Source organism: Dissulfurimicrobium sp., assembly GCF_049968175.1.
GTDB lineage: Bacteria > Desulfobacterota > Dissulfuribacteria > Dissulfuribacterales > Sh68 > Dissulfurimicrobium > Dissulfurimicrobium hydrothermale.
Window position 1 is genome coordinate 23,237 of the sequence record NZ_JBMFRG010000019.1, and the last position, 11,169, is coordinate 34,405.

Here is an 11,169-nt window from a genome sequence, read left to right on the forward strand (position 1 = left end):
TTATCTTATTGCCGAATGTGGTTTGTAGATGCCTGGCGCTACTGAGGCGAGCGGGGCAATAATCGACCCGCGGCCTAAAAGCACTCCAGGGTTTGTTACGCTGTTGCAGCCTGCCTGGACGCTGTCTCCAAGTATGGCCCCAAGCTTGCGTCTCCCTGTATCAATTGGGCCATCCGCCGTCTTTACGATTACATTTCCTTTGGAAAAGGTAAGATTGGCGAGCTTGACGCCGGCCCCAAGGTTTACATCCATTCCAAGAATACTGTCGCCTATGTAAGCGAAATGTCCCGCCTTGGCACCGTCCATCAGGATGGAGTGCTTGATCTCTGTTGTGTGGCCGATTATACAGCCCCTGCCTATAAAGCAATCACCCCTTATATACGCCCCCTGCCTGATCTCGACGCCGTCATCTATAACCGTCGGCCCTTTGATCATTACCCCAGGCTCTATGACGACGCCGCTTCCTAGCTGGACCTGATCGTTTGAAAATATTGCGCCGGCGCATATGAGAGAGGCCTTGGGCACCCTTTCGCCCTCGATCCAGACCTCGATCCTTCCAGCGGTCTCATCGTTGCAGACGATCTCAAACCCTTCTGTCAGGAAGCCCTCTGGAAGCAGGATTACATGAGACGCAAGTGGAAGGCCGGGCTGAAATATATCACCTATATCCGGTAGGTTCGGTCTTATAATCCTCCTTATATGTCCTTTCAATAGGTCAAGCGCCTTCCACAGCGGTCCGCCATCAAAGAGATCTTTTATTTTATCCGGGATGTTCGAGAAAAAAGCGTCAATTTCAAACAGCATATCTTTCAACAACCTTTGGAATTAAAAATTACCACGAAGATCAGAATCTGTCTCGAGCCTTCCACAGCCTTTTGATGATAGATTAAATGATATTAAAATAAGCTAAACCTTAAGTGACCATTGGTCAATAATAGATTATATTAATTTATTGTAAGATAAAAAAGAAGAACGGCTTGCCGTTTTACCATTTGAAGGTTTTTTATGATGCGTTGCCCTGTAGGGAAGGATGATTGTTTGATACTCGAAGAGTTTATAAATCTCAAAAACGAGTGTCTGCGTCTCAGGTCCCTATCCGAGACCGACGGCCTCACCGGGCTTTATAATTACAATTATCTCATAAAAACCCTGGATATCGAGATGGAGCGCACGCTTCGTACCGGGCTCCCGACCGCGCTCATCATGATCGATCTCGATCATTTTAAGAAGATAAACGACGTTTACGGCCATGAAGCCGGCAATGCGGCGCTCAGAGCGGCTGCGGGCATCTGGAGAAAAAACGTGAGACGAATGGACGTAGTCTGCCGCTATGGCGGGGAGGAGTTCACGATCGTTCTTCCTGGCACCAGGCTCAATCTGGCGGTAAAGAGCGCCCAGCGCCTTAGGCAGGCGCTTGCCGTCTCGCCTGTTGATGTAAACGGTTCTATAATATCCCTTACTGCAAGTTTCGGTGTAGAGGTCTTTGGGCATGCGAATGAATTCAGTTCGCCTGAGGCCTTTATAAAATCGGCCGACGAGATGCTTCTTGCGGCAAAGAGGGAGGGAAGAGACCGAGTATGCTTCAGAGAGATGCGGAAGGTTATGAATGAGACCGCCCTTGGTGTCGATGAGAAGAAGGCGCTCATGCGTTGCAACAAGCATGACAACGGTCGGTTAGATCAGTCGCCAGATGGGGTGTGAGGGGCATGGCCCCGCCGGGTTTGTGACATGGCAGGCGCCAGCCTTTCCCACATGGTGATCTACACATCAAGACCGGCATGGGCTTGGCATGGGGGGCCGTAGCAATGCAGGGCCCTTGCTATTAATTGCAATAAATTCAAATTTTGATGGGGAAAACAATTATGAACGAAGAGATCGGCCTTAGAGAAACCACCCTGCCAGTGATTATCTCCATAAGCAGCGGAAAAGGTGGGGTGGGCAAGACAAGTCTTGCCGTAAACGCCTCCTTCGCCCTGGCGGCAGCAGGGAAAAGGTGCCTGCTGGTTGACGGGGACTTGGGACTTGCCAATATCGATGTGCTGCTGGGCTTGACGGTCCGCGTTACTGTCAGGGATGTGATGGCCGGGCTTGCAGACCCGCTGAGCGTCATTGTCTATCCAAGGCCAGACCTCGGCGTTCTACCTGCAAGCTCAGGGGTGCCCGATATGGTAAATCTCGGGCCTGAGGAGCAAAGGCAAATAGGCGATGTGTTGAATGAGCTGATGCACGGTTTTGATTGTGTGATCATAGATACGGCGGCAGGTATCGGCCCATCGGTGCTCTGGTTTAATGCCTTTTCAAAAAAAAATATGGTGATCTTTACCCCGGATCCCACCTCATTTACAGACGCCTATGCACTTATCAAGGTCTTGCACCGCGAATACGGCATGCAGGATTTTTATCTCATTTCCAATTTTGTAAAGGACGAGGGCGAAGGACTTCAGATATACGAGGGGTTTTCTAAGGTGATAAAGAGGTTTTTGGGGGTAAATACCCATTATGTAGGCCATGTCCCGAGGGATAGTCTTGTTGCAAAGGCTGTGAAGGAGCAGAGGCCGTTTTATGAGACCGCGCCCGACTCGAAGGCTGCCAAGGCCATAAGAGCCATAGCCTCTGTCCTTGCCTCATGGACGGCCGGGACGGAAAAGGGGGCCGGATGACTAATTACCTCAGGTCGCAGTGGAGATCGAAACGGACGATCTTTCTTGCAGATTTTCACGTCCATTCCCGTTATAGCAGGGCCACAAGCAAGGACATGGGGCCGGTCGCCATGAATAGGGCCGCAAAGGAAAAGGGCTTGGCCCTTGTGGGGACGGGGGATTTTACGCACCCCGGCTATCTTGCCGAACTTAAAGAACAGCTTATCGAGGGGACACCAGGTATCTATGTGCTAAAAGATGATCCAGAGGGGACACGCTTCATCCTGACCTCTGAGGTCTCGAATATATTTACACAAGGTGGAAAGAGTCGCCGGGTACACACTGTGATATTTGCACCAGGTTTTGAGGTGGCGGAAGATATCCAGAGGCGCTTTTCGTTCCTTGGCAATATCGCCTCTGACGGAAGGCCTATATTCGGTTTTTCTGCAAAGGACCTGGTCAGGATAGTCAAAGATGCCTCACCGGACTGCCTGGTCCTCCCGGCCCATGTCTGGACGCCGTGGTTTTCTGTATTTGGGGCAAAGTCAGGCTTTGATTCGATAGAGGAGTGTTTTGAAGAACAGAGCTGCCATATCCATTGCCTGGAGACGGGCCTTTCCTCAGATCCACCTATGAACTGGCGGCTGTCGGCCTTGGATGGATATGCGCTGCTTTCAAACTCAGATGCCCATTCGCCATCAAGGCTCGGTCGCGAGTCCAACGTATTTTCCTGCCCGCTTACCTATAAAGATATTATGTTAGCAATAAAAGACCCGAGGTCCGGGCTTGAGGGCACCATCGAATTTTTTCCTGAGGAAGGCAAATACCACCTGGACGGCCACAGGACCTGCAGGGTTCGGTTCAGTCCTGATGAAAGTCGGGCCGCGAGCGGCATCTGCCCTGTCTGCGGCGGCCCGCTGACCCTTGGCGTCCTTTACAGGGTCGAATCCCTGGCGGACAGGCCGGAGGGTTTTGTCCCTGATTCAGCTAGGCCGTGCGTGCATCTAATCCCCCTAGAGGAGATCATAGCGGATGCCTTTGGGGTAAAAAGCGTAACCGGTTTTGTGCGAAAAGAATATAGGCGTCTCATACAGATCGGTGGGACAGAAATGGATATACTTTTATGGAAGGAGGTGGAAGAGCTCAAATCTTTTGTCCCTGAGCGGATACTTAAGGGGATAATGAAGATGAGAAGGGGTGATGTGCATATAACTCCTGGTTATGACGGCGTCTATGGCAGGATCAGTCTCTCTTTGGACGATGACGATGATGATGCTATTGATCAGGGCGGGCCGTCGATCAATGAGCGGCGTTGCATACAAAAAGACCTCTTTTGACCCGAGGATGCCCGTTGACCGTATTCTTACATTGAATACGTTGGTTCAGCCGTATCATTCGATGCAAAACAAAAAGCCTGTTTTTTACACATGGATATACCCTGCTGGGCATGACTCAATGGCCTCATCAATACTTCCGGTCCTCCCTCGGCGATTATGACAAAAGCCTTTTCTGCCCCATCATCGAAGCCAAACACATCGGGGCAAGGTTCAACACAACTTTGGCAACCAAGACATTCTTCCGTATCAATGTAAATCTTTTTGCTCACATTCTCTTCCTCCGCTCTTAAATCAATCCTAGATGCAAGCGTGGGTTATTATTCCCCACTGTTCCACGTTGCATGTTTCCCATTGCCGTCTACCCCCCCCAGCCCAAGTACTCATGGTCCAATTCATGCAAAAATTCATGAAACTCTTCGTGTTTTCCCGCTCCGATGCGTTCATTTTCAAGTCGTTCGAATGCCTTGACGAGCTCACTGTCTTTGGCTGTATCCAATCTCGCGTCCGCCATTACAAAAAGGACGGTGTTTTCCTTTTCTATATGTTGTGTCAGCAGTTCTACATAGGCGTCGATACGGCTCCTTGATGCTGTCTGCGGCGGATTTGTCCCCCGAATTATAGCTTTTTACGGCGTCGCGGAGTTCCGAAACGATCCTGCGGCCTTGGTCATGCTCAGCAAGCATGGCACCTATCGGACCGCCCTCCCTTGGAATGCCGCTTGCTTCCAAGGCCGGAAAGAGAAATTCTTCTTCTTTCCCATGGTGGCATTTATCCACAAAGATCGAGAGAAACTCCATGATGCCACCAAGGTGTTGGGCATTGATCCGTTCACCGCGGCCAAGTTTCCTTGATACAGCTTGTAGCACCTGCAGCATGAGCCGTATTCCTTCGTGTTCCTTCTTAAGGTCATTTATAGCGTCCATACGTATCTCCTTTCGTTTAGGGATTCAACCACCCTTCGACCCCGCCTTTTTATGCGCGAGTGACATTATCTCGTGCAGAAAAAGGCCAACACCGATCCGGTTGCCGCTAATTCCAGTATTGAATTATATCTGGCTTATCATCCAACTCGGAAAGATACCGAAGATTTAATTTCCGGAGAGCTGCACTCGGTGCCGCATCTTTCATCCAGTAATCCGCGTGCAGTCGCTCCTTGCTCATACCCCGAGGCCATACTCGGTCCACCAGGATCCGTATCCCGTCTTCCTCCTCCACCGGTCATAGACGCGTTTGATTCGAACAACCAGCTGCGCCACGAACTTCTCCGTTTCAGTACGTGGTATAAGTCATGAGGTCAGTTCGACGGGTAGTGAAAAACCGCATTCATGGATTTACCTTACACTAAACCGCGTTCTTTGTGCTTTTGGGCTATTGTATCGGCAAGACGGGTGAGGGCGGTGTAGTCGGAGTCTTTAGGCAGTCCTTTACACAAAACGGGTTCGAGCACCTCCACCTTCAGGTTTGGGATCATCCCCGCCAGTATTTCAACCGTTTTTCCTCCCCATCCGTATGATCCTATAATAGAGACAAATTCCGCCTTCGGCCGCAGGGCGTTGGCGAGAAACGTGGCATAGAGCGCCAGGGGATGGGGGCCGGCCAGGACCGTAGGAACTCCGATGACGATTGTCGCCGCATCCACAAGCACCATGGCCAGCTTTCCTATGTCAGCAACGGCCAAGTTGAACAGTTCCACACGTACCCCGTTCTCCACCAGCCTGGACACCAGGTGATCGACCATCTTTCGAGTACTGCCGTGCATGGACACAAAAGAGAACGCAACCAAGTTGCGGGGAGGTGCCACTGTCCATTCTCGGTAGGCATCCATGATCCAGGATGGGTCATCGTAGATCTGGCCATGGCTTGGGGCGATCATCTGGATGTCGTACCCTTCGAGTTTCTTGACATTTTTCTCGATCATACTCCGGAAGGGCATCATGATTTCGGCAAAGTATCGTTTGGCAGCCTCGTAAACACGCCCTCGGTCGGTCACGAAAAGATCAGTTGTTGCGATATGTGAACCGAAAAAATCACAGCTGAAAAGGATGCGATCTTCTTCCAGGTAGGTCACCATGGTTTCGGGCCAATGCACCCAAGGAGTATGTATGAACCTGAGCGTCTTGCCTCCGAGGGATAACCTTTCGCCGTCTTCGACGGTGATAAAGGCATTTTCAGGGATATTCAAGAGGTCCATGAGCATTCCTTTGGCCTTGGGCGTCACAACAACCTTTGCTTCCGGGAACCGCTCAAGAACACGAGGAATAGTGCCCGAGTGGTCCTGCTCGGCGTGATGAGAGACAACAAGGTCGATCTTGTCCACATCCGTCAGTTGCGCCATCAGTTCATCAGCCATCGGCGGATCGACAGTGTCCAGCAAGGCGTTTTTTTCGCTCCCTTGAATCAGGTAGGCATTGTAGCTCGTGCCCTCTGGAAGCGGGATGAGAGAGTCAAAAAGGCGTCTGTCCCAGTCAACAGCGCCCAGCCAAAACACCCCCCTCACGTATTTGCCTTCTCAACATGTTGAATTCTCCTTATCTGGTCAAGGTCTATGTCTCTTACGATAGATATTCACGACAAAATATCAACGGCACACGCGCCGCGTCCAGGGGCCCGAAACCATGCAAGGCCCTGGCCTTGTAAAGCAGCAGAGCGGTGTAGACGGCGTCTCATTCTCGATACCTTCGGCCAACCACACAACCTTCCGGGAGACGTTGACGCTCGCCGTCCCTGGCTCGCGCGCGCCCTTCGGGGCGGCCTGCGGCCGTCTAAATCGGCTCTCCTGCCGATTTGTGAGGATCATGCCCGGTGCGATCCTAATTCGTCTCCAGAAGCGAAAGCTCATGATCCGCCTCCCTTCGTCGCTGGCAGGCGTTCTCTGCCTGCGCCGCGAGCGTCACAGCAGACAGGCGTGCGGAGCATGATCAAGTCCTGGTCAAGGCCGTGTCGCAACACATCGAGCCGCCTGGAGACCGCGACCAGATGAGCCGCTGAAACAGGCTTGAGGCGGAACGGGAACAGGCTCGTGGAATCGAGGAACGTTTCTAGGGCCACAGAGCCATTGGGGTGAGCGTGCAAGAAGGCCTCGACCAACCAGGCAATAAGCTCGACCTGGGTGATGGCGAGTGAACGTCCCGGCACGTAGGTGCCGTCGGCGCGTCGAGCGTCCTGCGTCTTCGCGTCTCGCAAGACGCCCCAATCAACCATGGAGCGCAGGACCCGGCGGACAGAATCTTTGACCGTAGGGCGTTGGCCATATTGTTCCATCACGCGTCGGCGCACTTGGGCGTGGCTGGCCGTTCCCTGGAGCCGGAGCAGCCGGCCAACAATGGCCGCGACCGCCCCCCAGAAGGGATAAACCGCCATGGTCATGCCCCAGTGAACAACGATATGGTCCTCCCGTGGCAGGCTGGAAAGAAGCTTCAGCCCATCGCTCTGGAGGGGACGCAAGCCGACCGAGGGATTTACCCAGATCTTCATCAGGATAGTTATAACCTTTTCTCTATTGCCACGTTCGGCATTCCCTCCCACGGAGAGCTTGTCGTGGAGCAGCTCCTGGAGGGCGCTGTAAATCGATTCCTTGTCGTTCCCAGCCAGCACCAGGTTGGCCGTCCTCTCCAACCACTCCAGGCGGACGCGCTGGCTAAAGCCGATCTGAGTGCTGCGTGTGATCATCGGTCTCTCCTGTCTATTTGGATAAACGGTACGAGCAATTCCTCGACACTGATGCCCCCATGGCCCACGAGACGTTCCGCTTCCCGGACAAAGGCGGCGCGGTCGGGTGCGACGAGCGGTAGGTAATCCACGGGCAAACCGAGGGGTGGCCATTCCAGGGCGTTCGGAAAACGTTTCTTAACCTCACCCCGAAGCTGCGGATCGGAGTAAACACGGACGCGTTCGCCACGGAGGTCGGCCACCGCCCCTTCCGCAGGCCGTCCGCAGCCTGTCGCCTCGATGTTGCCGTGATCCGAGGCCAGGTAGACGAGAAACCCTCTGTCTAAAAGAAGTTCAAGAAGGTGCCGCAAGAAGCCCTGCCTGGCCCATTGCCGAACCTGGTTGTGCATGCCGGCCGTGCCCAATTCCATGCCGTGCATGATCTTATCGACTTTATCGACGACCAGGCCGACGACGCGCAGCCGGGTATCGGCCAGCAGGTCGGAGATCCGGTCCGGATCCCCGCCTGTCTGGCCGGCAGACAGGTCGCCCGGACCTTTGGCATAAGCCACCTCATGCTGCTTCAGCCCCTGATCCACCCAGAATTGGGTCCACAGTACCGGCTCCTTATCGGTGGTATGGATGCTCGCCGGGAAATAGAGCGGCGGTTTCCCCGCAAAGGCCGCCTGCCGGGAAACCGAGGTGATGGTGGGAATCCAGGCGAAAACGGCACTCTCGTGAAAGCGCAGCCGAGCATCCTGTTCCCCCAAGACCGTGCGCAGGATAACCCACTGATCCAAGGAAAGCCCGTCCACCAGGAGAAAGGCCACTTTGGCCCGCGGGTCGTCCATCAAGCTGCGGACGAGAAACCGCGGGATGTGATGGAGCATCGCTGGAGGTACAGGCGGCAGGCTGATGAGGCCGGCATAGCGCTTCAGCACCCAGGTGGCAAGTGCAGAATCGATCTGAGGTCTTAAAGTTTCCACGCGCTGCCGGTCTTCCTCTCCTTCGGGCGTCTCATCGTCTGACTCCAACCCCAGGGCGACGAGCTCCGCCCACCGGTAGGCAAAGGAAAACCAGTCCGAATGGCGGGCATCGTTTTGAGGAATGGTGTTCTCAACCGAGTCCAAAAGCCCTTTTATGCGCCGCCGGCGGTCCAGGGTTTTTGAATGGACAATACCCACGCTCACCCAACTTTTGGCGAGAGATTCCGCGCTGGGATGGGGAACCGGTTGGAGAATTCCATCAAAGAAGAGGTTATCGAGATAGACGCGGACGTCGTCATGGTCAAAGGGCAGGTCCGTCGGCCCTGAAAACTCAAGGCCATACCCAGGGGTATCCTCATGGAATGCATCCTCCCGCGCCACCCAGCGATCCAGGAAGGCCGGCCAACGCTCCTGGAGGAAGGCAAAGAAGGCCTCGCGATCCGGGACAATCCTCTCCAGCGGCCAGTCATCAAACAGGCCTGACAAACGGAGTACCTGGATCAGGCGTTCATCGAGAATGGCCGGGATGCGTTGCCGACGGTAATGGCGACGTAGGAGAACCTTAAGTAGGTCCGACGGTTTTCTAATAAGTTCTGGTGCGATCTCGAAGACGTGGCGCAAGACAAATTCCTTCGTGGCATTATCACCCAGCGGACCCGGCGCATACCTAGTCTGTGCCTCGTATAACGCATCCAGATCGGCCCGGTCAAGGGCCGCGACGACGGGATAGCTGAGGTTGGGGAAGAGATCGCCCAGGTTGAAAGAGAGTTGGCGGCCAGCCTGTAACAGGTCGTAGGGCAAAGCAGCGAGGTCGCTCGACGGCGACCGCAACACCACTACCAGATCGGTCTCTTCACCATGGTCCCACCGGGAGCGAAACCTGGATTCGTAAGCATAGCGAAAGGCAACGTGATCATCAAAGGGGATCAGCTCAAAACCCCGTTCCCGTATACCCTCAAGCACACCCTCTTCCAGGAGCAGGCCGTCGGGGTCTGCGACCAGGGTCAGCCGGGCGACCTGAGGTGTAAATTCTTTGAGGATCTGATCACGCCAGCTACTCATGCCTTCCACCTTCCACACGAACGAGCAGCAAGGGCACCAGCTCCGGCATGACCTTCGCCCGCCGCTGGAGTTCTTTCCTGAAGCGCTGTTCCTCTTGTTCCAAAAGACGCAAGCGATGGTGGCGAACCTGGGGCAAGCCGATGCGCTCGATGGCCCGGCGGCGCACAGCGAAGGCATACTCGCCTTTTTCCTGTTCCCGCGCCAGGCGGGCCCGGTGCGCCTGGATCAGTTCCTCGTAGATCGTCTGCCCCTGTCCTTCTGCCACCTTCCGGAGCCGCTCGAAGGCCTGCTGCGCTGTCTCGCCATCCAGATGACGGAGGATGACCGGTGCGGTGGTCAAGAGGCGATCCCAAATGTGCCGGGCAGTCGGTAGGAATACCCGGCCGTCGTCAGACAGGAAAAGGGGCATAATCCGGCGGCGGGCCCAATCGGCAGTGGCGATGGAGACCCGCCAGAGCGACCAGAGGCCTGTGATCTCCGCGGCCAGTTCAGGGAGGGTGATGACCGGTACCGGTTGCCCCGGAACGAACCGGGAAAGCCGCATGGTCAGGCCACGGACCTTGGGGTCTTCCAAGGTCACGTGACGGACGGCCCGCCCCTTTTCCGCCTCCTTGCCGGTAAAGACGACGCCGGTCATTATTGCGCCGTCAGGCCAGGTTAGATTCCAGGCATCGTGCTTCTTTTCCGCTTTACCGCCGTGAGCTCGGAGATAACTCATCGTCATCCGTTCGACCCAATACGGAAGCGGATGGGCCTGTAACCGCTGGGCCTCAACCGGGTTCAGGTCCTCGGTTGACCCAAGCACAGAGGCGCTCTCGCGCACAGCCCGAGCCTGTTCCTGGATGCTCCTGACAGCCTGGTCGACCTTCGTCGCCACTGCATCGGGATTGAGAATAGCCTCCATATACAAGTCATCAAAGATCTGTCCCGCCTGGGCCGAGTCGAGCACATCACCCGTCTTATCGATGCCGAACTCTTTGAAGATGATGGCCAGCTTCTCCTCCAGCACCTGGAGAACGCGATGTTCAACCGAATCTTCGAAGACGAAGTTGACCGCGCGTACCGTATGCGTCTGACCGATGCGATCCACCCGACCGATGCGTTGTTCTAGCCGCATCGGGTTCCAGGGGATGTCGTAGTTGATGACCACATGACAGAATTGGAGGTTGAGACCCTCACCGCCAGCCTCCGTGGAAATGAGGATACGCGCCTCATTGGCAAAGGCCTCCTGGACCCTTTTCCGCTCTTCCATGTCCATGGAGCCATTAAGGCAGACCACCTGGAAACCGCGCTCGGTCAAGAATTCGCGCAGCATTTCCTGGGTCGGCACAAACTCGGTAAAGACCAATATCTTAAGGTCCGGGTCACCTTCCTCGGCCTGGAGGCGGTAGATCCAGTCCAAGAGAGCCTCGGCCTTGGCATCCGGTCCCTTTTGCTCACAGTGAATGGCCGCCTCCAGGAGCCGCTTCACCTCGGCCCGTTCGTTTTTCAGCGCGG

General features: G+C 54.8%; 12 protein-coding genes. 3 read left to right on the plus strand and 9 right to left on the minus strand.

The genetic code is table 11. The annotated features are described in order from the left end of the window. The gene (locus ACP5SG_RS03855) at positions 1-804 is read right to left on the minus strand and encodes a hypothetical protein (RefSeq protein ID WP_237888902.1); all 804 of its coding nucleotides are present in this window, start codon (positions 802-804) and stop codon (positions 1-3) included. Positions 805-1,005: 201 nt separating this feature from the next. On the opposite strand from ACP5SG_RS03855, the gene ACP5SG_RS03860 reads away from it, so the two are divergent. The 3 genes from ACP5SG_RS03860 to ACP5SG_RS03870 all read left to right on the plus strand — a co-directional run bounded on the left by ACP5SG_RS03860 (position 1,006) and on the right by ACP5SG_RS03870 (position 3,976). Beyond that, a complete protein-coding gene (locus ACP5SG_RS03860) occupies positions 1,006-1,701 on the plus strand; it encodes a GGDEF domain-containing protein (RefSeq protein WP_428122122.1) in 696 nt (231 codons plus the stop codon). Between the two features lie 161 nt (positions 1,702-1,862). Continuing rightward, positions 1,863-2,660: a MinD/ParA family protein gene (locus tag ACP5SG_RS03865; RefSeq protein ID WP_237888904.1), complete on the plus strand. Its 798-nt coding sequence runs from the start codon at positions 1,863-1,865 to the stop codon at positions 2,658-2,660. Further along, positions 2,657-3,976, plus strand: coding sequence for an endonuclease Q family protein (locus ACP5SG_RS03870; protein ID WP_424661747.1), 1,320 nt, complete (start codon positions 2,657-2,659; stop codon positions 3,974-3,976). The genes ACP5SG_RS03865 and ACP5SG_RS03870 overlap by 4 nt, the downstream gene beginning before the upstream one ends. 26 nt (positions 3,977-4,002) lie before the next feature. Here ACP5SG_RS03870 and ACP5SG_RS03875 read toward each other — a convergent pair whose 3' ends face one another. The 8 genes from ACP5SG_RS03875 to ACP5SG_RS03910 all read right to left on the minus strand — a co-directional run. After that, positions 4,003-4,245 (minus strand): ferredoxin, encoded by a 243-nt coding sequence (locus ACP5SG_RS03875; RefSeq protein ID WP_330873310.1) that lies wholly within the window; start codon positions 4,243-4,245, stop codon positions 4,003-4,005. An 89-nt stretch (positions 4,246-4,334) separates the two neighbouring features. Further along, a complete protein-coding gene (locus ACP5SG_RS03880) occupies positions 4,335-4,472 on the minus strand; it encodes a hypothetical protein (protein WP_428122128.1) in 138 nt (45 codons plus the stop codon). After that, positions 4,450-4,899 carry a hemerythrin domain-containing protein gene (locus ACP5SG_RS03885; protein WP_428122131.1) on the minus strand — a complete coding sequence of 150 codons (450 nt, stop codon included), beginning with the start codon at positions 4,897-4,899 and terminating at the stop codon, positions 4,450-4,452. Before ACP5SG_RS03885 ends, ACP5SG_RS03880 begins: the two co-directional genes overlap by 23 nt. A gap of 106 nt (positions 4,900-5,005) precedes the next feature. After that, positions 5,006-5,137 carry a hypothetical protein gene (locus ACP5SG_RS03890; RefSeq protein ID WP_237889813.1) on the minus strand — a complete coding sequence of 44 codons (132 nt, stop codon included), beginning with the start codon at positions 5,135-5,137 and terminating at the stop codon, positions 5,006-5,008. Positions 5,138-5,312: 175 nt separating this feature from the next. Next, positions 5,313-6,473, minus strand: coding sequence for an FprA family A-type flavoprotein (locus ACP5SG_RS03895; RefSeq protein ID WP_237888907.1), 1,161 nt, complete (start codon positions 6,471-6,473; stop codon positions 5,313-5,315). A gap of 338 nt (positions 6,474-6,811) precedes the next feature. After that, positions 6,812-7,645, minus strand: coding sequence for a hypothetical protein (locus tag ACP5SG_RS03900; RefSeq protein WP_237888909.1), 834 nt, complete (start codon positions 7,643-7,645; stop codon positions 6,812-6,814). Further along, complete coding sequence (gene pglZ, locus ACP5SG_RS03905) at positions 7,642-9,672, minus strand: BREX-3 system phosphatase PglZ (RefSeq protein WP_428122136.1); 2,031 nt, start codon at positions 9,670-9,672, stop codon at positions 7,642-7,644. Before pglZ ends, ACP5SG_RS03900 begins: the two co-directional genes overlap by 4 nt. Further along, positions 9,665-11,169 (minus strand): helicase-related protein (locus tag ACP5SG_RS03910; RefSeq protein ID WP_428122140.1); only part of this gene is annotated, 1,505 nt, incomplete at its 5' end. The genes pglZ and ACP5SG_RS03910, both read right to left, overlap by 8 nt.

What these genes read in the sequence shown, in the direction of transcription:
- ACP5SG_RS03900 (WP_237888909.1), bottom strand. Translation starts at nt 7,645, where the DNA reads ATGATCACACGCAGCACTCAGATCGGCTTTAGCCAGCGCGTCCGCCTG.
- ACP5SG_RS03870 (WP_424661747.1), top strand. Translation starts at nt 2,657, where the DNA reads ATGACTAATTACCTCAGGTCGCAGTGGAGATCGAAACGGACGATCTTT.
- ACP5SG_RS03890 (WP_237889813.1), bottom strand. Translation starts at nt 5,137, where the DNA reads ATGAGCAAGGAGCGACTGCACGCGGATTACTGGATGAAAGATGCGGCA.
- ACP5SG_RS03885 (WP_428122131.1), bottom strand. Translation starts at nt 4,899, where the DNA reads ATGGACGCTATAAATGACCTTAAGAAGGAACACGAAGGAATACGGCTC.
- pglZ (WP_428122136.1), bottom strand. Translation starts at nt 9,672, where the DNA reads ATGAGTAGCTGGCGTGATCAGATCCTCAAAGAATTTACACCTCAGGTC.
- ACP5SG_RS03855 (WP_237888902.1), bottom strand. Translation starts at nt 804, where the DNA reads ATGCTGTTTGAAATTGACGCTTTTTTCTCGAACATCCCGGATAAAATA.
- ACP5SG_RS03860 (WP_428122122.1), top strand. Translation starts at nt 1,006, where the DNA reads ATGATGCGTTGCCCTGTAGGGAAGGATGATTGTTTGATACTCGAAGAG.
- ACP5SG_RS03865 (WP_237888904.1), top strand. Translation starts at nt 1,863, where the DNA reads ATGAACGAAGAGATCGGCCTTAGAGAAACCACCCTGCCAGTGATTATC.